This is a genomic window from Clostridium sp. AM58-1XD (assembly GCF_003464085.1).
In the GTDB taxonomy this organism is placed as follows: Bacteria; Bacillota; Clostridia; order Lachnospirales; family Lachnospiraceae; genus Lachnoclostridium_A.
Genome location: NZ_QSDR01000036.1, coordinates 1 through 25504, shown reverse-complemented (window position 1 = coordinate 25504; position 25504 = coordinate 1). Strand labels below are relative to the sequence as shown.

The following is a 25504-nucleotide window of genomic DNA, read 5'->3' as shown; positions in this document are numbered from 1 at the left end:
AATGATGCATGATAAAATATGTATTAAAACGTTTGGTTATTCTGATACCAATCGTAATCGCACTGACATTCTTTGTGTTTACGATATTATATATGACTCCCGGAGATCCGACGGAAATTATCCTGGGCAGTGACTATACGGAAGAAGCGAGCATCCAGCTGAAGCAGGAACTTGGACTGGACCAGCCTTTTCTCGTTCAGTACGCTACATATCTGACCAACCTTGCAAGAGGCAATTTTGGAATCTCCTATATTACGAGAGCTCCCGTAGGAGAGCAGTTGGCGGCGCGTTTTCCGAATACGTTCAAAATTGTTATAGCGGCAATGATTTTCTGCGTCGTAGTGGGGATGCCGATCGGCATCCGATCGGCTACGAAACCGGATTCCCTGTTTTCAAAGATTACTATGGTTATCGGTCTGATGGGAGTTTCCATGCCTGTATTCTGGCTTGGTCTGCTGTTGATCCTCCTGTTTTCCGTACATCTTGGATGGCTGCCTTCCAGCGGCATGGATAACGGATTCAAAAGCCTGATTCTGCCTGCGGTCACGGTCGGGGCCAATTATATGGCAAATACCATGAGGACGACAAGGTCTTCCATGCTGGAATCCATCCGCCAGGATTATATCAGAACGGCCAGAGCCAAGGGCGTGAGCGAACGTGACGTGATTTATGATCATGCTCTGGGCAATGCACTAATGCCTACAATTACCGTTGTTGGCCTGAACGTAGGCGCTCTTTTGGGCGGTGTCGTATACTGTGAAACCGTTTTTTCAATTCCGGGAACTGGACGCCTTTTAGTTGAATCCATCAATAAACGAGATGCGCCGTGTGTATTGGGATGCCTCGTTATTATGGCTATCTGCGTCGCTGTTTCGAACCTGATTGTAGACCTGATTTATGCGTATATTGATCCGAGAATCAAGGCACAGTACAGCAAAGGAGGCGGCAGATAATGGAAAACTCCACAAAAACAGAAAATCCCGCAAAGACAATAACGACGAAAAAAGAATTTTACCAGCAGTTTAAGAAAAAGAGCAATGCCAGTGAGCTGACGGCCCGTTTCCTTAAAAATAAGACGGCTGTACTCGGCCTTATTATATTTGTGGTAATCGTTCTGCTGGCAATCGGAGCGCCGCTTCTTGCAGACTATCAGAACGACGCAATCCGCCTGGATATTGCCAACCGGCTTCAGAGCCCAGGGAATGGCCATATATTCGGCACGGATGAAATGGGCCGGGATATTTTTGCAAGAGTAGTGTTTGGAGCCAGGATATCATTGACGGTTGGGATCTCTTCCGTTGTTGTCGCCCTGCTGGTTGGCGGAAGCCTGGGTGCCGTATCCGGTTTTTACGGCGGTAAAATCGATAATTTTATCATGCGTGTAATGGACGTTTTTCTCTGCCTTCCCGATGTACTTCTGGCGCTGGCTATTATCGCTACATTTGGAGTAAGCAAGATGAATCTCGTAATTTCCATCGGCTTATCGTTTGCTCCAAAATTCTCCCGTATTGTCCGATCTGCTGTTATGGGCGTACGTGGAAACGAGTATATAGAGGCGGCCAGGTCAATCGGTGCAAAAGATGGATATATCATTATTCATCACGCGATTGTAAATTGTATGGGTCCGATTATCGTGCAGGTTACTCTGTATGTTGCAAGCGCAATTCTGACGATTTCAGGACTGAGCTTCCTCGGCCTGGGCATTCAGGCGCCGACGCCTGAATGGGGAAACATGCTGGCATCCGGCCGCGCATTTATGCGTGACGAAGCCTATATCGTTATGGCCCCCGGCCTGGCTATTTTCTGTACCATTCTTTCTTTGAATCTATTAGGTGACGGACTGAGGGACGCTTTGGATCCAAGGCTGAAACAGTAGGGGTGAAAATATGGAGAATAAAACTATTACATCAGACAATACGCTGGAAATTAAAAATCTTGTCATTCACTATGTTTCGGACAATGAAACCGTGTACGCGGTAAATGGCATCGATATGGCGATACCGACCGGAAAAACACTGGGCCTTGTAGGAGAAACGGGAGCGGGAAAGACAACGACGGCTCTCTCAATTCTCAACCTTGTGCCTGAACCTCAGGGGAAGGTCATATCAGGAGAAGTCCTGTTAAAGGGCGACGACGTGATGAAAATGGATGAACACGCACTTCAGAGTATGCGTGGAGATAAGGTGGCCATGATCTTTCAGGACCCGATGACTTCTTTAAATCCAATTAAGAGCGTTGGTGAACAGATTGCAGAGGGAATCCATATTCACCAGAAAGTGAATAAAAAAGAAGCGCTGAACCGCGCAAAGAGCATGCTGGAACTGGTTGGAATTCCGGGAAGCCGTGCAAATGAATTTCCCCACCAGTTTTCCGGTGGTATGAAACAGAGAGTTGTAATCGCCATGGCGCTGGCATGCAGCCGGATCTGCTGATTGCAGATGAGGCGACAACGGCTTTGGATGTCACCATTCAGGCACAGGTGTTGAAGCTGATTAACGAATTAAAACAGAAATATAATACGTCTATGCTCATTATCACCCATGATCTTGGAATTGTAGCAGAAGTATGTGATACGGTCAGCATTATGTATGCGGGGCAGATCATAGAGCATGGCACGCTGGTAGATATTTTCGACAATTATTATCATCCATATACAAAGGGGCTGTTTGATTCCCTGCCTGATATAGAAAACCGCCATGCGGAGCTGAAGCCGATTAAGGGACAGATACCGGATCCTACCAATCTTCCTTCCGGCTGCCCGTTTCATCCGCGGTGCAATTACGCAAAGCCATGCTGCAGTCAGACCGCGCCTGACGCAAAATGGATTAATGAAACGCATTATGTCCGCTGTCATCTGTACGATGATACCGATGATAATATGCTCTAGGGAGGGATGAAATTGGGAAAGACATTACTGGAAGTAAAGCATCTGAAGAAATATTTTAATGTGGCTGCAGGTACGCTCCATGCTGTGGATGATGTGAGCTTTACAATTGAAGAAGGGAAAACCCTGGGCATTGTAGGAGAATCAGGTTGCGGGAAATCGACAACAGGCCGTGCAATCCTCCGCCTGATTGAACCGACCAGCGGAGAAGTGATTTTTAATGGCACAGACATAGTGAAATTGAATAAAGCTGAGATGAGGGATATGAGAAAGGAAATGCAGCTGATTTTTCAGGACCCGTTTTCATCCCTGAATCCCAGAAAGACGGTTTCTGAGACCATAGAGGAGCCGCTGAAATTGGCGAAGATGATACCGGATAAAGATGAGCGCTTTATGCGGGTGCTGGAACTGATGAAACGAGTCGGACTGGCGGAGCGTCTGGTTAACACCTACCCCCATGAGCTGGACGGCGGCAGGCGGCAGAGAATCGGGATCGCCCGTGCCCTGGCCATGAATCCTAAATTTATCGTATGCGATGAGCCCGTATCTGCACTGGATGTATCCATTCAGGCGCAGATTTTAAATCTGATGAAAAAAATCCAGCATGAGATGGGAATTACATATATTTTTATTACCCATGACCTGTCTGTCGTCAATCATTTTTCAGACGATATCGCAGTTATGTATTTAGGACGTCTGGTGGAAAAGGCGCCGTCAGAAAAACTGTTTAAAAAGCCGCTTCATCCTTACACGGAAGCGCTGCTCAGCGCCATACCTGTTCCCAGAATACACAACAGGCCGGAACGGATTCTGCTCAAGGGAGAACTGTCTTCTCCGATTAACCCTAAACCGATCTGCCGATTTGCCAACCGCTGCCCATACGCGAAGGATATATGTCGTCAGCAGGAACCGGAAATGCTGGAAGTTGAACCAAACCACTTTGTATCTTGTCATCTATACAAAAAATAGTTACGCGCCGGAAAAGCGCGGAACAGAATTTCAGACAGTAAAATGAGAAAGAGGTAGAATATGAAATTAAAGGGAATTTTTCCTCCAATGATTACTCCTTTTAAGGAAAATGGTGAAGTTGATTATGAAGCGTTTGTCTATAATATCAAAAAATGGTCCCAGACAGAACTGGAAGGCCTCCTCGTACTCGGTTCCAACAGCGAGACTGCTTTTTTAAGAGAGGAGGAAAAGCTGAAGCTGATTGAGTTGACGGCAAAGCATGCGCCGGGCAAGGTCATTATGTGCGGCACCGGAATGGAGACGGCGGAAGAGACCATTGAACTGACGAACAAGGCAGCTGATCTGGGAGCTGACTGTGCGCTCGTTTTAACGCCTTGTTTTTACGACGCGGCAATGAAGACGCCTGCGCTGGCAGAGTATTATACAACGGTAGCCGATCATGTGAAAATTCCGATTTTAGTGTATAATGTGCCAAAATTCACACATGTAAATGTGGCGGCCGATCTGATCGCACAGCTGGCAAAACACCCGAATATTATCGGTATGAAGGACAGCTCCGGAGACATGCCTCAGTTTGCCACCTTTAAGCGGGTGACAAAGGGTGAAGATTTTGATGTTTTTGTAGGAACGGCATCTGCGCTGTATCCTGCATTGACACTGGGAGCTGCCGGAGGAATCCTGGCGTTGGCCAACTGCTGTCCGAATGAATGCGTCGAGGTCTATAAGAAGTATCGGGACAAAGACTACGAAGGGGCGCTGGAAACATACCAGAGAATCTTCCCGGTCAATACGGCAGTAACTGGGACTTACGGAATATCAGGCTTGAAATGGGCTTCCACTTTATGCGGATACCGTGGGGGCTATGTGAGAAAACCCTTGATGGAACAGTCGGAAAAAGCGAAAGAAGAGATTAAAAAAATATTGCAGGAGGCAGAAGTTCTGGAAATGTAATCCTGCGTTCGAACAATATGTAAAATATCCCTGGACGACAGTCCGGGGATATTTACGGAATTACTGATTTCCTTCCTGCTCTGCAATCACTTTTTCTGCGTATTTAACACGGATTTTAGCGTAGATATAGAAGGCTGCGATCAGGCAGAATGATGCAGCCAGCATGCCTGTGGTAAAAGAGCGCATATTCATGTATATGACGGCGAACAGCACGCCCAGGCAAAGGGCCATAAAGGCGGTAAGCACCGGTTTGCTCATATGGTACTTGGAGTTTTCCCACTCTTTTGGGAATCTTTTAATTACATATAAAAGCCCGATCGATGGGATGATTCGTGTAACGTTATTCGCGGCAGCCGACATTTTGTTTAACAGTACGGTATCAATATCGGCCAGAATAGGAAGGATGGTCAGTATGTAAACGATTGCCATAAACACGTAAGGAACCAGATTTTTATTCTGCTTACCAAGCGCTTTTGGAAACCAGCCTTCTTTTCCGCTTCTTAAAAGGGCGTTCGCTGCACCTAGGTAACGGCCGTTGATTGTTGTTGCAAGTGCGGTTAAAGCACCGCCGATTACAAATATCAGATAAGACTGTCCAGGATAGATGGCTCTGGCAACGAGTGTTAATGGTTTGTTGGCAACTTCCGGGAGAGGCAGAACTCCGGCAGCGATAATGGAAATGACCGCAAACAACAGGGCGGCTGTTCCGACTACGGCGAGATTGCCGCGCACAATATTTCTTTCCGGATCTTCAATTCGTTCGCCGCTGTCCACCAGCCAGATTGCGCCGCCCATAGCGAATACGAGCGTTGCTATTGAGTCAAACATACCAAAAAATCCATTGGGAAGCATTTGAGCCGGAGTAAACGCATCCCAGTTTATCTTGGGGGCGCCCAGTGCAATAAAAGACACCCATGCAACGACTAAGAGTACATTCATAAAGGTCTGAACTTTTACAACTGATTTCTGATCCAGCAGATTTGCCAGAAAGAAAACGGTTAAAACGGCAAGAGACCAGAACTTTTCGCTTCCGAAGGAAACGATAGAAGCCATATATGATCCGAATGAAACGCCCATGAATCCAATGGATATAGAAGAAAACAAAAATAAGTAACTGTATAAACCGCCCATGGCAGGGCTGATCAGGTACGAATAATAGTATCCGCCGCTTGTTTTCGGTACAATAGCTCCGGCAATGAGCATGGGGGCAACTGTAATAAGAAATACCAAGCCCGCCAGTACATAAGCAAGCCACACGCCGGAACCGGTAAAGCCAATACAGATACCTGTGGATGTAATGATACCTGCGCCGATGATATTACCCAGCGACTGGGAGTATATTTCTTTAAAATTAAGTCTGGAATCTGCTTTTGATATTGGCGCAGATGAATGATTTTCTGACATAGTGAATCCTCCTCAAATTAATGTGAAGAAATTGAAGGGGAATATTAGATTTGATTTATAATGCACCTTAACAATATCACGTGCGAAATGCCGTGTCAAGCAAAAAAAATAGAATAAATCCTCCGAAAATGAAAAAATATTGACAAAATATAGAAAAAAAACGTACTATATACTTAGAAAAAAAGATATAAAAGTTAAGGAGCTAAATATATGAATGACGGCGCGGGACGGGATTTCACCTTGGAGGATTTGACAAAAAATTTGGTAGTCAAAGCAGATCTGCTTTATAAGTTTGTATTGCTTTATAGCAATTATCTTTCTTCTTCAAAGGATTATGGAACGGGAAATATGGTATCTATGGTAGAAGTTCACACGCTTACCCAGATCTATGATAATCCCGGGATTACGGTTACACAGCTGGCTAATTACTGGAGGCGCACGAAAAGTGCGGTGTCCCAGACGGTGGGAAAACTGGAATCCAGAGGATTAATCACCAGGACGGTCAGTGAGAACAATAAAAAGGTGTATGAATTATATGTAACGGAAGAAGGACGGAAACTGAGTGCTGCACATAAAGCATATGATCTGGTGGAGATCAGTCATACGCTGGAGGACCTGCTTAAAACATGTACTTATGATGAGATTGATACGTTCTATAAGGTGCTGGAGTCTTATATTCATTTGTTTGAAGAGTAGGCGCCGGGTGATATAAAGGTTTGCAAGGGTGCGAAAAGTTTGAGTTTGATTTAAGGTTAATAAATCAGGCTCAAACTTTTTTGCTTTCCGGGAAAGACCTTGTTCTTATACCGGAAGTATTGATAGGACAATAAATCTCGTAAAAATATGTTAAGATACTAAACTAATATACAAAAAGTGAATCGTAAAATTGTTATAAATATACAAATATATTTAAATTACACACATATATATTGACATATATAAAAAATAAGATTAGTATTGAGAAAAAATAATACGGCAGCTTAACTATTTGAAGGCGAGGCGAAATTGAAGGATAAAATGATTTATAATGCAAAATATCATTGATTGAAACGTTAAGCAGGCCGTGCAGAGGAGGTGGACTGCGTTTTTGCAGGTCCAAAAGCGCAAACAGAATATGGAGAAGGGATTTGACCAGATCAAAACATTTATATATGATAATCTGGAAAAGAATTGCAGGAAATGCAGCAATAATAAAAATATCGTATTATTTGAACCGCTGACCGACGAATGTGAAGAGGTCGGAATTGTATTTTTAGGTTTAAGCCCTGGAGAAGCAGAATGGAAAGCCGGACATCCTTTTGCCAGTGAAGAAGACCAGCTCTGCAGAAAGATGTTTAAAGAGCAGGGGTTAATGGAATGTGGAATTCTGCTGTTTAATGCGTGCTGCTGTATGCACACACCGGATCATCCGCCGGCAGACGAAGAGATCTACTATTGCTTTGATAATTTTGAAAAAGCATTGGAGCTCATACCGGACCGTGCGGTAATTGTGCCTACAGGAGCCCCGTCTCTCAGAAGAATGGGAATTATAGACAATCCGGAAACGGCAATGAATGAGATTTATACATATGAGGTCATGCAGTTCTGCCGATGGTACATATTTCTGCCGTTGTAAATGGAGAAATTTCTATGGAGCGGTTTGCGGCAAGGCTAAAACAGGCAAGGGAAGTATATCTTTCAGGTTCAATACCTGAAGTTCCGGACACATGCGTCCGAAGAGCAGCAAAGGTAAAGGCTGCTCTGAAAGAAAACATCAAATAATTGCGGAGGATTATTATATGGAAAAGAAACAGTCTTTTTTAGAGAGAAGGCAGCAGATCCTGTTTCAGGAGAAGCTGCAGGAGAAAATGGAACGGGAGGGACTGGATGCCCTGATCCTGACAACGCCGGAAAATATTATGTATGCAACAGGTTTCCTGCCGTGGAGTTATCTTGGAAGAAGCTGCGGCAGCAGCGTAGCTGTAGTGCCGGCGTCCGGGAAGGCTGCTGTCGTATGCAACCAGTTTGAACAGAGATCGGCGGAACAGCAGACAAAAGGTGACGTAGACGTATATTCATTTCCGATTGCCATGTATATAGAGGATTATTATGACGCAGAAGAGGCGGCAAAACCTCCGGCGCCGGATCCATATAAGACATTCCGCATCGCCTTTGAGCTGGTAAAATCCCAAAAGGATAATCCAAGAGTCGGGGTGGAAAAGTATGAAATTCCATGTACAATCTACCCGTTCTTTGTTGAGAACTTCGGGGAGGAAAATCTGGTAAATCTGTCTCAGTTCATCTGTGATATCAGAAGAATTAAGCTGCCGTGGGAGGTAGACGTTATGCGGTATTCGGCACAGGTAGCCGAGCAGATGATGAATATGACCATGAAATCCACAGAAATCGGCATGACGGAAGCGGATTTGATGAAAATATGGTATCAGGCTGCGTACGAAGTGACGGGCGGGCACGAAATTACCATGGTAAATCAGGTACACACACCGGGAAAGGATTTCTCTGTTTCCATGCTTCCGAGGGAAACGCCGCTGGCAGAAGGGGATATCGTCAGGCTGGACGGCGGCGTATCCATCTATGGATATTTGTCGGATTTAGGACGAACTTATGCAGTGGGAGCAACGGTGTCCCAGAGAAAACAGGAGCTGTTTGATACCCTGCTGGCTGCATATGACAAACTTTTGGAGGTCATTGCACCGGGGGTGAAGATGTGTGATGCATTTCATGCTGCTATGGATGTCTGCCGAAACGGGGCCATTCCTAACTTTGTAAGAGGCCACTTCGGCCATTCACTGAGCATTGGGCCGACGGCGCCGGATAATCCAAAGATTGCTCCCGGCTGCAAGGAAGTATTTGAACCGGGCATGGTATTATCTTTTGAAGTGCCTTATTACAGTTCGGAAAATGGTTCTTATGGATTCGAGGATACCATGGTTATTACAGAAAACGGTTACGAATTGTTTACACATATAAACCGCAGTTTATTCGTACCGAAATAGGAAAAGGCAGGAAGGCTTATAATGAAATATAACTTTGACAGTATCATAGATAGAAACGATTTTAACAGCACAAAATGGGAGGGATTTGAGGGGGAATTTCCGGAACTTGATACAAAAGGCGCAATTCCTATGTGGATTGCCGATATGGATTTTCTTTCACCGCCGGAAGTAATTGATGCAATGGTGAGGAGAGCCCGCCACGGAATTTATGGATATAATTCTGCAAAGGGATCGGATCAGTTTGTCAGAGCTCTCCTGGCATGGGTAGAGAAGCGTTATTGCTGGAACGCTAAAGAAGAGTGGGCAGTGGTGAGTCCGGGCGTAGTTCCGGCCATGAGCTTTGCTATTCGTGCAGTAACCCGCCCGGGAGACCAGATATTGACATTTTCTCCTGTATACTATCCTATAACGAATGCAATCATCAACAACGGCCGTATAAACAGGAATATTCCTCTGCTGGAGAAACATGGAAAGTATGAAATAGATTTTGACAGCCTGGAAAGAGCTGCAGAGGAACCGCGGACAAAAATGATTATGATGTGCAGCCCCCACAATCCGATCGGCCGTGTATGGACAAAAGAAGAACTGAAACAGATAGCGCAAATATGCGGAAAAAACGATGTGATTCTGTTTTCGGACGAGATACACGCAGATATTGTTTTTGGGGACAACAAACATACACCGATTGCTTCCATATCCGCTGAGGCGGAACAGAACAGCATCACCACATACGCTCCTGGAAAAACATTTAATCTTGCGTGTACGAACGCAGCCGCGGCGGTGATTCCGAATGACGATATTAGAAAACGCTTCTGGGATCAGGTGGTCTGCGCCGGTTTTGCCAATCCTCTGGCTGCTTTCGGAGCAGTCGCCGGCGAGACGGCCTACCGGTATGGGGAACCTTATGTAGAAGAGCTGATTCCTTATCTCCAGGGAAATATCGATTATGTATATGATTATATCCACGACAGAATTCCGGGTGTTTCCATGGAAAAACCGGAAGGAACATATCTGACATGGATCGATTTCCGGGCGCTGGGCCTGTCTGATCAAGACCTCGACCGGCTGGTAATGGAGAAAGCAAAAGTAATTCTGAACCCAGGCTGGTGGTTTGGGGAGGACGGCGCGGGGTTTATGAGAATGAATGTGGCATGCCCCAGAATGATTGTGGAAGAAGGGATGTCCAGGCTGGAACGGGCGGTAAAAGCTGCTGGAGCGTGAGCTGAAATTATGGAGGGAAAATAATGGCAGATCTGTTATTGACACATGGAACTGTAATTACAATGGATCCGGGCAGAAGGATTCTGGAAGACGGAGCGGTCGCTATAGAAGGTGACAGAATTGCGGCTGTAGGCTTAACGGAAGAACTGGAAAAGAAATATCCGGATGCGAAAAAAGTGATCAACTGTGAGAAAAAGCTGATCCTTCCGGGCCTTATTGATGTGCATTCCCATGCAGGCCACTGCATGCTAAAGGGCCTGGCGTATGATACGCTTTCTTACTGGATGCCTATATTGACGAACATATACCATCACAATACAACGGATGAGTTCTGGTATAAAGAGGGGAAACTGGCGGCCCTGGAACGACTGAAATTCGGCGTTACCTGCGGCGTCAGCGTTATGAGCAATGCTCAGCGCAGCGATGATCCTGTATTCGCGGTAAATCATGCCAGAGGATACGGGGAAATGGGAATCAGGGAAATCGTAGCTGTCGGTCCTTCCAATCCGCCTTATCCCAGATCGTTTACACGCCTGGAAAATGGTGTGAGAAAGGAAAAAGGATTTACCCTCGATGAGCTTTTAGAAGGAGCGGAAAAAGCGATCCAGGCTGTAAATCATACATTTGATGACCGTATCCGGGCATTTATTGCTCCATTTGTGCTGGTAGGATCTGTAGACGGTTCCAATCTGACGCCTCCGGATGCAGCGGCTGAGTTGACTGATACGGACCGATATATGATGAGAAGGGTGAGGGAAATCGCAAAGAAACATAAGACCAGAATACATACGGAAGCCTTCGGCGGCATGATCCGCCTGGCAGAGAAAGACCCGAATGCTTTATTCGGACCGGATGTCCACCTTCATCATTGTCTGGGATTGTCCATGGATGAGATGAAAATTCTGGCGGAGACAAATACAAATGTCAGCAGTTCACCGGGAGCGTTCCAGCTGATGAACCGCTGCCCCGTCCCGGAGCTTGTGGAAATGGGAGTCAATGTAGCGATCGCTACGGACGGCACCTCTCCCGGTATGTCTTTTGACCTTCTGATGGCAGCTCGGAAACTTCAGCTGGCACATCAGGTAGCGCTGAGAGACCGATTCAGTCTTCCGCTGGGAAAAACTCTGGAGATGATTACTATCGATGCGGCCAAAGCCATTGGCTGGGATGATGAGATCGGCTCGCTGGAAGCGGGGAAGAAGGCGGATATCATCACTGTGAACATGAATCAGCCCCATCTGACGCCGTCCTTTATGCCGGTACACAAACTGATGCTGTATGCAGCCGGTCAGGATGTGGACCACACGATTGTCAACGGCCGTCTGCTGATGGAAAACAGGCGGGTGATTTCCGCTGACGAGGAAGCCGTGATCGAAGAGGCGCAAAAGGAATCTTTGGAGACCATCCGCCGTGCAGGAGCTGAAAAGTTTCTGGAACCTTGTGATACATTCTGGGGACATGCCAGGATGTACTGTGATAGAAAGCGGTATTAGCCGGGGGATGTGAAGATCTCCTGATAACGGCGCGCAAACAGCTCTTTGTCCGGCCGTGCCTTTCTGAGAGCTTCCGTGAAACGCCTGTCCAGATCGTTTTTCCTCTCGCCGATCTCGCGTCCCAGCCCGTCTTCGTCAATGACAGTGATCTTTCCGTCCTTCATGACGAATTTTCCTCCGATCATAACGTGGCGGAAAACTGGATGGTTGTGAAACAGGAGCTGGTTTGGCAGAAAATTGGCGGAGATGTTCAGAAAACTGTTTTTATCGGCGACAGCCAGATCGGCCGGCTGGCCGGGAGAGAGCAGGTTTTTCTCGGCAGCGTCCGATTTCATGTTCAGGACCTGGCGCCCTCTGGCTGTGACCATGGACCAGGCATCTGCTCCGGATATCCAGCGTCGCCAGTCCGGCTCGCAGGAACGCTGTAAAAACAGGAAGGTACGCAGGACGTCCATCATATTGTTACTGGAAGCACAGTTAACTCCGTCGGACCCCAAAGCGGGAAGTATCCCGCGTTCAAGGCAGCGTCCGGCAGGAAATACGCCGCTTCCCAAGAAGAGATTGCTGGACGGATTTGACACAGGAATCGCCCGGCGTTTGGCCATCAGGTCCAGTTCTTTATCATCCATCCAGATGCAGTGAGCCAGAGAAGTATGCTCATGGAGCAGGGAATATCTGTCCAGCTTTTCAAGGGGTGAGATACCCGCCTTCCGGGCAGACATTTTCTGCCACCTTGTTTCCAGCAGGTGACAGTGAACAGATAGATGATATCTGGATGAAAGATCGGCAGCTGCACCAAGGAGCGGATCATCCGCCCGTTGGGGAGAGTTGATGCCGGTCATAACCTGAGGCCGCTTTGGGGATCATGGTATTTTCTGATAAAGTCTTCATAGAAGTCCACAAATTCTGAAACAGCTGGAAACGGGGAAGGGGAATTGACAGGCTCTCCCGATAAGGTCTCCTCCATTCCGGCCAGTATATCAGAATCTTTTAAGTTATGAAGCATTGGAGCCAGTGCGGCGCGAAACGATGATTTTTTGTATACTTCGGCGGCCGTGCCTGCTGTCTTCAGATGTGGCAGGTGATCAACGCAGGAAGTGACTCCGTCCCGAATCATCTCGCAGATTCCAAGAGCAGTGGAGAGCGCCATGTCTTCCGCTGAAAGAGCGCCGCCCAGGGCGATGGTGTCAGCCGACCAGATCTCCAGCGGCTCTCCAAAGGATGCTCCTCTCAGAAGGCTGGTATAGGAATGGCAGTGGCTGTTTACCATGCCAGGCAGGACATAATCACCATCCAGATCCAGGCACTCTTCATCAGGATTGGGAGGGAGCAGAGGAGCGCACGCTTTTATCTCCTGATCCTCAATACGGATATCACCTTTTAAGAAGGTGATATCCGTATTTTTAATTGAAGTAAATTTCCATTTTGCAGTAACATGATTTAAACTGAACCCTTTCCGAATAATTGGCAGGAACAACTACGGCAGCTTTTTTGCTGCATCCTTTAAAACATGGCGATAAATTCGCGTAAGTCTTCCGCGTAATCCCCCATACATACAAGATAGTGGTTGCCTACAGGCGTATGGAAAAATTGGTTTACACCTGCGTCGCAGTGAAGACGGATCTGGCTGCGGCAGAGGTCGCATTCGTGAAGACTCTCCTCGATTTCAGCGCCGGAAATAAAGCAGCGGTCCAGCATTCCTGTCGCTTTGAATACGGTCGCTCTGCCTGGTGGAATATCTCCGGCAATGGCGACGCCGATTCCTGATTCAAAATGTGTATCCAGGTGGTAGCGCACCGGCATATTCAGTGGAAGCGTACAGTGCGCAAAGATAATATCGTCCGTTTTGCTGTCTGCCCTGGATGGATTGCACTGGAATACCGGCTGTCCGGAAATTTCTCCCAGAATCGCCATGGAAATCAGAGAAGGCAAATCTCCTTCGCATCCGCTGTAGATTCCTTCCTGATTCAATAGTGCAAGACCGAGACAGCCTGTGTTTTTAACTGCCGTAAGAAGATCGAAGCAGCGTACAGAAAAGCCGTTCAGATGATATCGTTCCACCAGCCTGCTAAAGGCACCGTATATTTCCAGAGCCTGTTTTACCTGTTCCGTATCGAAATCCTGGTCCAACAGGCTGCGGCATATTTCACTGTCCGGGTATGATTGTTTTGCAATCTCCTCTAAAAGTTCAGGCATGCCGATCTCCACCACTTCAATACCCGTTTTTTCTTTCAGAAGGTCATAGTTCATTTCGGTAGAAATCAGCCAGTCAGATGGTTTCCCAACAAGCCCAAGGCGCATTCCATGCAAGGAATGCCTTGTCTTTGCAGCGTTCAGTGCATGGCAGAAAGTGGTGGCAATTTCTTCCTGGCTTCCGTGAAGCAGGCGTCCCTTGAGCCCGAGGTTAGCCAGATACGTCATCATTTCCATGGAGGCGGACAGAGAGTTATCACTGCCGCTGGTGATAATGAGAATGGGCTCCTTCAGGCTTGAGAGCGCGTCTCTAAAAGCACCGGCAGTACCGCCGGACGCCACATATACGACAGATACAGGTTCCCCAGCCACTTGCGCCGCATCGGCAGCGCGATATGTATCGCCGGTCCGTTCCGATAGGTATTGAAATAAAGATGCCGCTTTTTCAGCCAGCTCCGGGCCGGTCTGAAGCTGGCTCTGCAGGTATAGATAGTTCATCATGTGCAGCAAAGTCTCCTCTCAGATTAAGAGATGAACAGGCCAAAAGCAACACATTTTGACCTGAAAATATTGACAGTTCCTAACACGTTGGTCGTCCTACCTTTAATGTATCAAAAAAAATACATGATGTCAATCTGTTTTCTGAGCGTTTTTTCGGCATGTGAAAAATGCGGAATTAGAGGTGCAGAAGATGATAAAGAAACGCCTCAGACCAGAAGGGATGATCTGGCTGGGACGTCAATATGAAATCTGAGATTAAGAGGGCAGGGCTGATTTTGGAGGCTGGATCATTTTCCTCTCCTGATATTGAAATTAACGGTTTGGATTACTCCACACATCTGCGGATGAGATTAAATTCCAGCTTTTCCGTAATAAAATAGCTGTCTGAATAGAGAACAGGACTTCCTTTTGAGGCATAGTGGATCTGCTGCAGGAGAAGGAGAGCCTTTGGTTCTGTCAGGGACAATTTTTCCATCAGGCGGGCGTCACTGAGCACTGCATGGATCGAACAGTTGGCAAAGGAAACAGGCGCATAACGGTTGATAAACTGGAAAAGAGATGGATCTCCCTGGCCGGAAAATTCCTCCAGCATGCCGTCCGCATATGGTATGTAGTCTTCCACAAAAACAATGGGGATATCGTCCGCTGTTCTGACCCTCTCTACATACAGTATTTTGACAGGGGTATCGCTCCCCAGCTTTTTCGATATATCCTCAGAGGCCATTCGGACGTCGAAATACACACTCTTTGTGCCATGACGGTATCCGTGCTCAGATATGATTTTCGTCGTACTGTCCAGGGCTGAGATATTATAACGGATGTTCTGGTTGCCGTTATACCTGGTTACAAAGGTTCCGATCCCGTGGCGGGAGATAACAAGTCCTTCATTTTCCAGCGCTTTCAGGGCCTCTCTGACTGTATTTCTGCTGACACCCAATTGAGCGGCCAAATCCTGTTCGGATGGCAGCTTGTCCATAAATTCAGATTGATTAATCATGCCTAATACGGCCTCTTTTACCTGTGAAGACAGGGTTTTGCTCGTCAGCTTCATTTGATTTTACTCCTTCGGTAGTGTCATGCAACTATGATTGCACTTTGAGTATATCCAGCAGAAATTACTTTGTCAAGCAATAGCGCCGGGAGAAAAGGATAAAAATGGGCAGAGCAATTGTGAAAACAACCAAAAAGAAAAGGCGTAATTAATAAAAAATATACAATTGACATAAGAAAAGCCCTATGATATCATCGAATTAAACACGAGTGGTTGGACGTCCAACAATACAACCGGGAGGTAAGAAATATGGATTTTAAAGAAGTCCGCCAAGAAGTGGCGTCGTTCTGCCACTTCGTATACGAAAAAGGTTATACGCAGGCATCGGGCGGCAATTTAAGCTGTCGTGTGCCGGGTACTAATCTTTTTGCAATTAAGAAAACAGCAGTAAACATGAGAGTGATGACAGAGAAGGATGTATTAATTATCGATGAAGATGGAAATGTCGTATATGGAGACGGTAAGCCGTCCAAGGAAGCTGGGTTCCATCTTGGGGTGTTAAAGCTCAGGACTGATATGAATGCATTTATCCACTGCCATCCAAACTATGCGATTGCTCTTGCAAATAATGACATTGAACTTCCGTTTACGTCTGTAACGGTGAGAAAGGTTGTGGGACATGTTCCGTATATCGAATCTGCGCCGGCTGGAAGTGAAGAACTGAAAAACTATGTAATTGAAGCGTTTCGTAAATATCCTGAGAGCAAAGGAATCCTCATGAAGGAACACGGCGTCTGCGCAGCAGGGGTATCCTTGGAAGCTGCATACAACGTGGTGGACCTGATCGAACAAACGGCAAAACAGGCATGTATTCAGGTCCAGATCGCCCAGAGCAGAGAGAAATTCAGAGAGCTGTTCAACGTATAAGTACGGATAGTCGATAGAGAGGATGAAAACAGTGAAAAAAATAGATCAGATAACACAAGAGTGGAAGGAAGAAGGACTTCTGATGCCCATATGGGCAGAGGGGAACCACCTGTGTATGGTAGACCAGCTGAAACTTCCAAAGGAAGCGCCGGTAGTGGAAATTACAGAAGTGAGCCAGCTGGCCAATGCGATAAAAGATATGTCAATCAGAGGTTCAGGAGCTATTGGCATTGCCGGTGTATATGGCATGCTGCTGGAATCCATGAATACGAACGGAGATAAAGAGGCGGTTATCCGCGCCGGTTTAGAACTGAAATCAACGAGGCCGACAGCAGTCAATCTGATGAAAACGGTAGACGGACTTATTTCGTTTACAGAACAATGTTCAAAAGAAGAATTTCCTGAATTATTTGAAGCGCGTGCTTGTGAGATATTGAAAGAACAGCTTGAGTTTGAACACCAGCTGGGCAGAAACGGTGCAAAGGTAATTGAGGATGGAGACACGATATTGACACACTGCCATTCCGGGGCCCTCGCAGGATCCGGTTTTGGAGGACGGGCGCTGTCAGTAATCAGAACAGCCCATCTGCAGGGAAAGAAAATTCACGTATATACATGTGAGACGAGGCCATATCTCCAGGGCGCCAGGATTACTGCATATGAACTGGAGAAGTTCGGAATCCAGCACACGCTGATTACAGATGGCATGTCTGGATACCTGATGCGCCTGGGAAAGATTCAGAAGGTAGTTGTAGGGTCAGACAGAGTAGCTGCCAATGGGGACTTAATTAATAAAATCGGAACGTATATGCATGCCGTAGCAGCCAGAGAAAACGGAGTCCCATTTTACACGGCGACTTCTTCCCATACGATCGATTTCTCTCTGAAGAGCGGAATGGACATGGGTGTGGAATACCGTCCGGGCAGCGAGGTGACACATTTAAACGGTCAGCTCATTACGGCAGCAAATACGGAGGCGCTCTATCCTGCTTTTGACGTGACGCCGAACGAGATGATCAGCGGGATTATCACAGAAGCAGGCGTTATCCGCGCCCCATACACAGAAAACCTGGCAAAGTTAAAATGAAAATAGTTACGCGCAGGAAAAGCGCGGAACTATTTGCTGCGGCTTGACCGTCAGGTCAAGCCGATACCCGCCTGTTTTTATGAAGCGAGGAATCGAGCGGGATAAAAAATAGTTACCCGCAGGAAATATTTACTACAAAACGATAAGGTTTAAGGAGGAACAAACATGGGATTAACCGCACCAACCCACCATATCGGCGCAGCGCCGGGGGAATTTGCAAAGACCGTTTTGATGCCCGGAGATCCACTGAGGGCAAAGTATATTGCAGAAACATACTTGGACGATGTGAAACAGATTAATGAAATCCGCTGTATGTATGCTTACACGGGAACCTACAAAGGAAAACCGGTGTCTGTCATGGCACACGGAATTGGTTCTCCCAGCATGGCGGTCCACGCTTATGAGCTGTATCATTTATATGATGTGGAAAACATCATCCGCGTGGGAACGACTGGAGGATTGGCGCCGGATTTAAAGCTCAAAGACATCATTATTGCCATGGGCGCCTGCTACGATACACCTTATATCAACCAGTTCCACTTGTCGGGGACCTTTTCGGCGATCCCCTCTTACCAGCTTCTTAAAAAGGCGGTAGAGAGCGCGGAAAAGCTGGGAGTGCCTTACCGCGTGGGCAATGTCCTTTCCACGGATGTCTTTTATCCGGCAGACGACTGTCAGCTGAAGTGGAAGGATATGGGCATTTTATCTGTTGAGATGGAAATCGCCGCTCTTTATATTGTAGCGGCAGCAGCAGGAAAGAATGCGCTGGGAATCCTCACCGTCTCTGATCACATTGTGAGAGGAGATAAGACGACAGCGCAGGAGAGACAGAACAGCTTTACCAATATGATGGAAATCGCATTAGAAATGGTCTAACGGAGGAGAAGAAAATGAAGAAAAAAGTATTAAGCCTGGCACTGGCACTGTCCATGGGAATCGCCGCGTTGTCCGGATGTGGAATGACTACATCTGCCCCGAAAGAAGAGACAACACAGGCTAAGACAGAGGCGAAAAAAGAGGAGACAGAGAAAGCGGAGGAAACAGCAGAAAAGACAGAAGGCCAGTCGGAGAAGGCTGGAAGCGATATTAAATTTGCCGTTATCTTTGGAACGGGCGGTTTAGGCGACAACGGCTACAACGACGAAGTATACCAGGGATGTGAGATGGCAGTAGAGCAGTTTGGATGTACCTTTGATTACTGCGAGCCTAAGGATGTATCTGAATTTGAAACACAGCTGCGTATGTATGCGGATGCAGAAGAATATGACGTTATCATCGCGATCAGCACAGAACAGGCGGATGCCCTTCAGATGGTGGCGGAAGACTATCCGGACCAGAAATTCTGTATGCTGGATACGGTAATAGAAGGATATGACAATATCAACTGTCTGGCTGCTTCCTACCCGGATCAGCATTTCTTATCAGGCGTTCTGGCGGGTCTGGCTACAAAAGACGACAGATTCCCGCTCAGTAATCCTGAAAATATTGTAGGATTCTGTATCGCAATGGATACACCTACCTCCAGAGGACAGGCAGCCGGCTTCGTTGCAGGCGCAAAATATGCGAACCCGGATGTGGAAGTGCTTACAAATTATATTGGCGGTTACAGCGATCCTGCTACGGCGAAAGAACTGGCACTCGTTATGTATGAAAGAGGCGCAGATATCGTCAGCGCCAATGCAGGCAGCTCTACACAGGGCGTTTTCTATGCAGCAGAAGAGAAAAATCGTTACGTGATCGGCACATCACTTGCAATGGCAGATCCAAAACACAGCCTGAGCACATCATGTAAGAAGGTATGGCTGTTCATCGTAGAAGAGATCCAGATGCTGGCAGACGGTACATGGGCACCTGGTTCCAAGCTGGTAGGTATTCCGGAAGGCATCTGTGATTACGACGTAGAAGGACTGGATGTACAGATTCCGGACGATATCACAAAGATTCTTGAAGATACAAGGCAGCAGATCGCAGACGGCAAGCTGGTGCTTCCGACCGATCTGGATCAGGTGGATGCCTGGGCGAAAGAAAACCAGTTGGCGCAGTAACAGCTGAGTATGGAGCATCAGATTCGGAGGTGACAGAAGATGGAACTGATACGGATGGAAAAGATTACGAAAATCTATCCGGGAACGACGGCTCTGAGCGAAGTGGATTTTACACTCCATGAGCACGAGATCGTTTCATTATTAGGAGAGAACGGCGCAGGTAAAACGACGCTGATGAAGATATTATATGGAATGACCCCGCCGAGTTCCGGAGAAATCTTTTACCGAGGCGAGCAGATAAAGTTCAGAAAACCGGTAGATGCCATCGAGAAGGGAATCTGCATGGTGCATCAGCATTTTATGCTGGTTCCGGCATTTACGGTAACAGAAAACATCATAGCCGGCAGCGAGCCGGGCAAGCAGGCATTCCTGGATATGAAGAAGGCCAGGCAGCAGGTGAAGGAGTTGATATCCCAGTTCCATTTTAATATTGATCCGGATGTCAAAGTGGAGAAGCTTTCTGTTGGTGAGCAGCAGAGAGTGGAGATTCTGAAGGTGCTCTATCGGAAAGCAGATGTTATTATTCTGGATGAGCCCACGGCCGTTCTGACGCCGAGCGAGGTGGACGACTTGTTTGTCATCCTGAAACGGCTGAGAGATGACGGCAAAAGCATCATTATTATTACTCATAAACTGAAGGAGACAAAGGCTCTGGCCGACAGAGTCGTAGTGCTGCGGGACGGCCGCCTGGTTGTGGACGATGTAAACCCTGCTGATGTTACGACGAAGCAGCTGTCAGAAATGATGGTGGGAAGAGAAGTAAATCTTCAGACCCGCCGTCCGGCAGAGCACATCGGTGAAATCTGTGTGCATGTAGAGCATCTGACGGTAGAAGAAGACGGGCAGGAAAAAGTAAAGGACGTCTCTTTCGATATTCATCACGGAGAGATCCTGGGGATTGCAGGGATCGAGGGCAACGGTCAGACTCAGCTCATCGAAGCGCTGACCGGCCTCAGAGAGCCGAAATCCATAAAACTGGAATTAAACGGAAAACCTGTGGGCGGAAACTGCAGGGACTTTCTGGAGGCGGGCATCGGACATATTCCTGAGGACCGCCTGTCCATGGGACTGGTAAAGGAAATGTCCATTATGGATAATATGATACTGGGATACCACAGGGAAGATGACTTCTGCAAAAAAGACGGACTTCTTCTGAAAAAGAATATTTTCCAGTATGCGAAGACATTAAAAGAAAAGTTTCAGGTAAAGGCGCCTAATGTGGAAGCAGCGGTGTCATCCTTATCTGGCGGTAACCAGCAGAAGATCATTATTGCCAGAGCCTTCAGCAGAGATCCGAGAGCCATTATTATCGCCCATCCGACAAGAGGCGTGGATATCGGAGCAATGGAATATATCCACAGCCAGCTGATCAGCCTGAGGGATAAGGGCGCGGCCATTCTGCTGATCTCCGCCGACTTAGATGAGGTAAGGACACTGAGCGACAGACTTCTGGTAATCTATGAGGGTGAGATCGTTTCTGAAAGCATGCCGGGAGAGTTGAACGAAGTAGAAATGGGACTTTTGATGACAGGCGGCCACACCATGGTAGAGGAGGGGACAGAGGCATGAAGCAGCAAGAAAAAAGTGCAAAAAGCACGGCGATGAAACATGCGTTTATCAATTCTTTCTTTGCGCTGGTATTTTCCCTCCTGCTGGGAATGGTACTCATCGCTGCCAGCGGCTACTCCCCATGGGAGAGCTATAAGGCGATCTTTGGCGTTTCTTTGGGAACGGTAAAAGGCTTTGCCCTTTCCCTGAGTCAGGCAACGCCGATCATGTTTACCGGACTTTCCTTTGCCCTGGCATACCGGGTGCGTATGATCAATACGGGAGCGGAAGGACAGCTCTATGCAGGAGCGATGGCGGCAGCGCTGGTAGGCGCTTACATCACGAACCTGCCGGCGCCGATTCACGTTCCGCTGGCGCTGCTGGCCGCGTTCGCGGCAGGCGGGCTGGTAGCTCTTCTGGTAGCAATGGCTAAAGTGAAATTCGGTGCCAATGAGATTATTATGACTCTTATGCTAAATGAAATTATTCAGCTGTTTACCAGCTATCTGGCCAACGGGCCGTTAAAGCCCGCCGGAAGCGGTGTAGGACAGACAGAACGTATTGCAGACAGTGCGAAACTGGCAAAACTGATCCCGCAGACGCAGCTGACGGTGGCCATCTTTGTGGTGATTCTGGTTGCAATACTGCTTCAGTTCATGTTGGACCGGACCGTGTTCGGATATGAAGTTCAGGTGACGGGGCTGAATCTGAAAGCTGCCCAGGTAGCGGGTATTTCGGTACCAAGAACATACCTCATTACATTTGCGCTCAGCGGAGCAGTCGCCGGTCTGGGCGGAGCAGCCATGGTACTCGGCGTCAACTACCGGTTTATAGAAGGATTTTCTTCCGGTTATGGATTTGCAGGTATTTCCGTAGCGGCTCTTGCTGCATACAGCCCGGTCGGGGTAATTTTGTCGGCGTTCCTGATCGGAATTCTGAAGGCCGGAACGATCACTCTGAACAGGACCACATCGATTCCTGTTGAATTTGTAGATGTCATTCAGGTCCTGGTCATTATCTTTGTAGCAGCTCCGGCTTTGATTCAGGCAATCTTAAAGATATTCAAAAAGTTTTCCAATAAGAAACAGGAGAAAAAAGAGGCATACGGAGGTGACAGCTGATGCAATTCAATATGGATTTGATTCTTTCCATTCTGGCATCCACATTGCGCAGTTCCGTACCGCTGATTCTAGCGGCTATGGGAGGATGCTTTTCCATGAGAGCCGGGGTCAGTGATCTGGGTCTGGAAGGCATGATGCTGGCAGGTTCTTTTTTTGCAGTGCTGGGGTCCTGGATCACTGGCAACGCGTGGCTTGGACTTCTGACGGGCATCCTGTTCGGCGCGGTCTTTTCCATGCTTCATGCAGTAATGCACATCTCCTATAAGGTGAATGCGTCCATCAGCGGTATGTGTGTAAACCTGCTGGCAGGCGCTGTTACGCCGCTTCTTCTGAACGTCATATTCGGTATGAGCGGAAAATCCGTGAGTGTAGCGGCTTTTGCAAAGCCTGACTGGGGACTGCTTGAGAAAATTCCCATTATCGGAAGAATACTGGGCGCTCAGAATATCCTGTTTTTTATTACAATTTTTCTCGTAATAGTCAGCTGGATTTTCCTCTATAAGACAAAATACGGTCTGAGAATGAGGATGGTCAGTGAAAATCCTCAGGCGGCCAGTACGGTAGGCTTAAACGTACGTGCTTATAAATACTTCGGAGTAGCCATGAGCGGCGCTTTCGCAGGCCTTGGCGGCGCTTACCTTTCTTTGGGACAGATGAATCTGTTTGTAGAAGATATGACTTCCGGCAGAGGATATATTGCCGTAGTTATCAATGCATTCGGCCGTTATAACCCGGCAGGAGCACTGGCAGGCAGCTTATTCTTTGGATTCTTTGATTCCCTGCAGACGGTATTCCAGAGTATTCTTCCGTCTCAGCTGGTAATGATGACTCCGTACGTATTTACCCTGCTCGTCATCACATTCGGGCTGAAAGGCGGTAAAGCACCGGCAGGCGTAGGAAAACATGTGGAAAGCTGACAGCGGCAGACAGATTTTGACAGATAGATAGCGACAGACATAAAACCAGGAGGAAATTATGGCAAATAACGAATGGGAAAATGCAGCCCGTCCTACGGACAAGGACGGGAAACAATATCATATACAATGTGGAAAAGGCGATGTAGCCCGCTACTGCCTCCTGCCGGGTGACCCGAAACGGGTAGGAAAGATCGCTGACATGTGGGACAGCGGTCATCTGGTGGCAGATTACAGAGAACATGTGACATATACGGGTAAAATCGGAGATATGGATATCTCTGCCTGTTCCACCGGCGCCGGCGGCGGGTCAACAGCCAGCGCACTGGAAGACCTGGCGGAGATAGGATGTGATACGCTGATCCGCGTAGGTACGTGCGGAGCGATTCAGGAATACATTCGTCCCGGCGATCTGATCATTTGTACCGGAGCGGTAAGAAAAGAAGGTACAAGCGACGGCTATGTGATGAATTCTTACCCTGCTGTTGCAAATTATGAGGTGACGATGGCTCTTATTGAGGCAGCAGAACGTCTGGGACACCGCTATCATGTGGGGATCGGTTATACAGCCTCTTCGTTCTTCTGCGGTCAGGGACGTCCGGGACATAACGGCTACAGCCAGAGCTTTATGAAAGACCTGCTTCCTGATATGCAGGCGGCAGGCGTCCTGAATTTCGAGATGGAAGCAGCTACGGTGCTGACCATCAGTTCGCTCTATAAAATGAGAGCGGGTGCTATCTTTACGGTCGTGGCAAACCGCGTGGAGAATTCCTTCCAGTATGACGGCAGCAGTGTGGACCATAATCTGGAGGTGGCAAACCTGGCGATGCAGCTTCTGTGGGAATGGGACAAGAAGAAAAAAGAAGCGGGGAAAGAGCACGTATACTTTTCGCTGATTAAATAATTCAGGGCCAGGAAAACTTTGGAAAATACAGATTTTTTAGTTTTTCGGAGAAATCGTAACATAAAAAGTACAGGAGGAAAGGCGCGCTTAAATAAGTCTTGATAAACAGATTATCCGATGCTATACTTGATCAGTCAATGGGACTGTAAAACAGCGTGCAGCAGGCAGGCGTGAGCGGTTCTGTTAACAGCAATAAGGCCGTGAACCTCCCTGATTCAGCGGGGATTTCACAAAATGACCGGTGTGTTCGAGACCTTCCACACCTAAAACAAAACTAAAGGAGAACTGAATATGCTTCAGAAAAGTAACAAGACCGTGTATTTTATGGCTCACAGTGCCATGATCGCGGCAATTTATGTGGTGATTACCATGTCGTTTTCGGCAATCAGCTTTGGCCCGGTACAGTTTCGTATATCCGAGGCTCTCTGTATTCTGCCGTATTTTACGCCGGCGGCTATACCAGGACTGTTTTTGGGATGCTTTTTATCCAATTTCCTGTATGGAGCGGCTGTGCTGGATGTAGTGTTCGGAAGTGCTGCCACTTTGATCGGAGCGGCAGGATCTTATGCTCTGCGACGGAATAAGCGGCTGGTTTGCATTCCTCCGATCCTGTCCAACATGATCATTGTTCCGTGGGTCCTCAGATACGCTTATGGCTCCGAGTCCATGATTGTATATCTGATGGTGACGGTTGGAATCGGAGAGATTCTGGCTGTAGGAGTGCTTGGAAACCTGCTTATGGTTACACTGGACAAATATAAAATGATAATCTTCAGGAAGCATTTTGCTTAAAAAGAGATGGTTGAAAAGTAAAGTCAGACATGCCCTTGATACCGGATTCCGTTTCGATGCGGTGGCCAAACCGCTGCATCTGGTATCGTGGGCATGTTTTTATTTTACAGGAACGATGTCGCTGCAACGGCCCGCTGCAGGAGGCGCAAACCATAGGAAATTGTAAAGAATGCTTAACCGGACCGGTGGATTTGCAGTGGTATCAAGGCAAAATAAAAAGGAAAACTTAAAAATCTGCCACAATAATGTATATAATGACAAATAGAGTGCAAAAATTGACAAAAAACAGGTAAAAATTAACAAAAAATAGCTTGACTTTTTCCGGCGACCTGTTATACTGAAAGCAGATTAAGAAATAGATATAAGATGATTTCAGAGATGGAATCTTATTTTTAAAGTTGAAAATGTAATCGATTACATTTTCAGACATGACTCCCCTGATTATAAATTATTTAATAATTCATTAACTTTAGTTCCTACAATGTTGACTCCCCTGATTATAAATTATTTAATAATTCATTAACTTTAGTTCCTACAATGTTGCCTCAGACTTGATTTGAGGT

At 47.2% G+C, this 25504-nt stretch carries 26 protein-coding genes; 21 read left to right on the top strand and 5 right to left on the bottom strand.

The genetic code is table 11. The features are described 5' to 3' along the window. Positions 1-8: 8 nt before the first annotated feature. From DXA13_RS17725 to DXA13_RS17705, 6 genes are read left to right on the top strand one after another with little or no spacing between them, the layout of a single operon-like run. Entirely contained in the window at positions 9-953 is a 945-nt protein-coding gene (locus DXA13_RS17725) for an ABC transporter permease (RefSeq protein WP_118246404.1), read from the top strand. Continuing rightward, positions 953-1876 (top strand): ABC transporter permease, encoded by a 924-nt coding sequence (locus DXA13_RS17720; RefSeq protein WP_118246403.1) that lies wholly within the window; start codon positions 953-955, stop codon positions 1874-1876. Before DXA13_RS17725 ends, DXA13_RS17720 begins: the two co-directional genes overlap by 1 nt. Before the next feature lie 10 nt (positions 1877-1886). Then, positions 1887-2432 carry an ABC transporter ATP-binding protein gene (locus DXA13_RS23280; RefSeq protein ID WP_347559905.1) on the top strand — a complete coding sequence of 182 codons (546 nt, stop codon included), beginning with the start codon at positions 1887-1889 and terminating at the stop codon, positions 2430-2432. Then, complete coding sequence (locus DXA13_RS23275; protein WP_347559904.1) at positions 2414-2887, top strand: oligopeptide/dipeptide ABC transporter ATP-binding protein; 474 nt, start codon at positions 2414-2416, stop codon at positions 2885-2887. Before DXA13_RS23280 ends, DXA13_RS23275 begins: the two co-directional genes overlap by 19 nt. A gap of 12 nt (positions 2888-2899) precedes the next feature. Further along, on the top strand, positions 2900-3853 hold the full coding sequence (locus DXA13_RS17710) for an oligopeptide/dipeptide ABC transporter ATP-binding protein (protein WP_347559903.1): 954 nt from the start codon (positions 2900-2902) through the stop codon (positions 3851-3853). 60 nt (positions 3854-3913) lie between these two features. Further along, complete coding sequence (locus DXA13_RS17705; RefSeq protein ID WP_118246401.1) at positions 3914-4804, top strand: dihydrodipicolinate synthase family protein; 891 nt, start codon at positions 3914-3916, stop codon at positions 4802-4804. A gap of 60 nt (positions 4805-4864) precedes the next feature. Here the strand turns inward: DXA13_RS17705 and DXA13_RS17700 are convergent, their stop codons facing one another. After that, the gene (locus tag DXA13_RS17700; protein ID WP_118246400.1) at positions 4865-6208 is read right to left on the bottom strand and encodes an APC family permease; all 1344 of its coding nucleotides are present in this window, start codon (positions 6206-6208) and stop codon (positions 4865-4867) included. Between the two features lie 210 nt (positions 6209-6418). Here DXA13_RS17700 and DXA13_RS17695 point away from each other — a divergent pair, with 210 nt between their 5' ends. The 6 genes from DXA13_RS17695 to DXA13_RS17675 all read left to right on the top strand — a co-directional run bounded on the left by DXA13_RS17695 (position 6419) and on the right by DXA13_RS17675 (position 11918). Then, complete coding sequence (locus tag DXA13_RS17695; protein WP_118246399.1) at positions 6419-6904, top strand: MarR family transcriptional regulator; 486 nt, start codon at positions 6419-6421, stop codon at positions 6902-6904. A 391-nt stretch (positions 6905-7295) separates the two neighbouring features. Further along, a complete protein-coding gene (locus DXA13_RS17690; RefSeq protein ID WP_118246398.1) occupies positions 7296-7823 on the top strand; it encodes a uracil-DNA glycosylase family protein in 528 nt (175 codons plus the stop codon). A 14-nt stretch (positions 7824-7837) separates the two neighbouring features. Then, positions 7838-7969 carry a hypothetical protein gene (locus DXA13_RS22575; RefSeq protein ID WP_278287067.1) on the top strand — a complete coding sequence of 44 codons (132 nt, stop codon included), beginning with the start codon at positions 7838-7840 and terminating at the stop codon, positions 7967-7969. A gap of 17 nt (positions 7970-7986) precedes the next feature. Further along, positions 7987-9204 carry a M24 family metallopeptidase gene (locus tag DXA13_RS17685; protein ID WP_181995731.1) on the top strand — a complete coding sequence of 406 codons (1218 nt, stop codon included), beginning with the start codon at positions 7987-7989 and terminating at the stop codon, positions 9202-9204. A gap of 21 nt (positions 9205-9225) precedes the next feature. Beyond that, a complete protein-coding gene (locus DXA13_RS17680) occupies positions 9226-10425 on the top strand; it encodes a MalY/PatB family protein (RefSeq protein ID WP_118246396.1) in 1200 nt (399 codons plus the stop codon). A gap of 23 nt (positions 10426-10448) precedes the next feature. Further along, positions 10449-11918: an amidohydrolase family protein gene (locus DXA13_RS17675; protein WP_118246395.1), complete on the top strand. Its 1470-nt coding sequence runs from the start codon at positions 10449-10451 to the stop codon at positions 11916-11918. Here the strand turns inward: DXA13_RS17675 and DXA13_RS17670 are convergent. The 4 genes from DXA13_RS17670 to DXA13_RS17655 form a co-directional block, all read right to left on the bottom strand. Next, positions 11915-12760 (bottom strand): amidohydrolase family protein, encoded by an 846-nt coding sequence (locus DXA13_RS17670; protein WP_118246394.1) that lies wholly within the window; start codon positions 12758-12760, stop codon positions 11915-11917. The two genes, DXA13_RS17675 and DXA13_RS17670, sit on opposite strands and share 4 nt — an antisense overlap. After that, positions 12757-13395, bottom strand: a complete 639-nt coding sequence (locus tag DXA13_RS17665; RefSeq protein WP_118246393.1) for an amidohydrolase family protein — start codon at positions 13393-13395, stop codon at positions 12757-12759. Before DXA13_RS17665 ends, DXA13_RS17670 begins: the two co-directional genes overlap by 4 nt. A gap of 26 nt (positions 13396-13421) precedes the next feature. Continuing rightward, positions 13422-14612, bottom strand: coding sequence for a hypothetical protein (locus tag DXA13_RS17660; RefSeq protein WP_118246392.1), 1191 nt, complete (start codon positions 14610-14612; stop codon positions 13422-13424). 325 nt (positions 14613-14937) lie between these two features. After that, positions 14938-15663, bottom strand: coding sequence for a GntR family transcriptional regulator (locus DXA13_RS17655; protein WP_118246391.1), 726 nt, complete (start codon positions 15661-15663; stop codon positions 14938-14940). A gap of 249 nt (positions 15664-15912) precedes the next feature. On the opposite strand from DXA13_RS17655, the gene DXA13_RS17650 reads away from it, so the two are divergent. The 9 genes from DXA13_RS17650 to DXA13_RS17610 all read left to right on the top strand — a co-directional run bounded on the left by DXA13_RS17650 (position 15913) and on the right by DXA13_RS17610 (position 24941). Next, positions 15913-16530 (top strand): class II aldolase/adducin family protein, encoded by a 618-nt coding sequence (locus DXA13_RS17650; protein ID WP_118246390.1) that lies wholly within the window; start codon positions 15913-15915, stop codon positions 16528-16530. 22 nt (positions 16531-16552) lie between these two features. After that, positions 16553-17617: an S-methyl-5-thioribose-1-phosphate isomerase gene (gene mtnA / locus DXA13_RS17645; protein WP_243009203.1), complete on the top strand. Its 1065-nt coding sequence runs from the start codon at positions 16553-16555 to the stop codon at positions 17615-17617. Positions 17618-17782: 165 nt separating this feature from the next. Continuing rightward, complete coding sequence (gene deoD, locus DXA13_RS17640; RefSeq protein WP_118246388.1) at positions 17783-18493, top strand: purine-nucleoside phosphorylase; 711 nt, start codon at positions 17783-17785, stop codon at positions 18491-18493. Positions 18494-18507: 14 nt separating this feature from the next. After that, positions 18508-19662, top strand: a complete 1155-nt coding sequence (locus tag DXA13_RS17635) for a BMP family ABC transporter substrate-binding protein (protein ID WP_118246387.1) — start codon at positions 18508-18510, stop codon at positions 19660-19662. Between the two features lie 39 nt (positions 19663-19701). After that, a complete protein-coding gene (locus tag DXA13_RS17630; protein ID WP_118246386.1) occupies positions 19702-21231 on the top strand; it encodes an ABC transporter ATP-binding protein in 1530 nt (509 codons plus the stop codon). After that, positions 21228-22331 (top strand): ABC transporter permease, encoded by a 1104-nt coding sequence (locus DXA13_RS17625; protein WP_118246385.1) that lies wholly within the window; start codon positions 21228-21230, stop codon positions 22329-22331. Before DXA13_RS17630 ends, DXA13_RS17625 begins: the two co-directional genes overlap by 4 nt. Next, positions 22331-23248 carry an ABC transporter permease gene (locus DXA13_RS17620; protein ID WP_118246384.1) on the top strand — a complete coding sequence of 306 codons (918 nt, stop codon included), beginning with the start codon at positions 22331-22333 and terminating at the stop codon, positions 23246-23248. The genes DXA13_RS17625 and DXA13_RS17620 overlap by 1 nt, the downstream gene beginning before the upstream one ends. 58 nt (positions 23249-23306) lie before the next feature. Then, positions 23307-24149: a nucleoside phosphorylase gene (locus DXA13_RS17615; protein WP_118246383.1), complete on the top strand. Its 843-nt coding sequence runs from the start codon at positions 23307-23309 to the stop codon at positions 24147-24149. Between the two features lie 291 nt (positions 24150-24440). After that, positions 24441-24941: a QueT transporter family protein gene (locus DXA13_RS17610; protein ID WP_118246382.1), complete on the top strand. Its 501-nt coding sequence runs from the start codon at positions 24441-24443 to the stop codon at positions 24939-24941. Positions 24942-25504 lie beyond the last annotated feature (563 nt).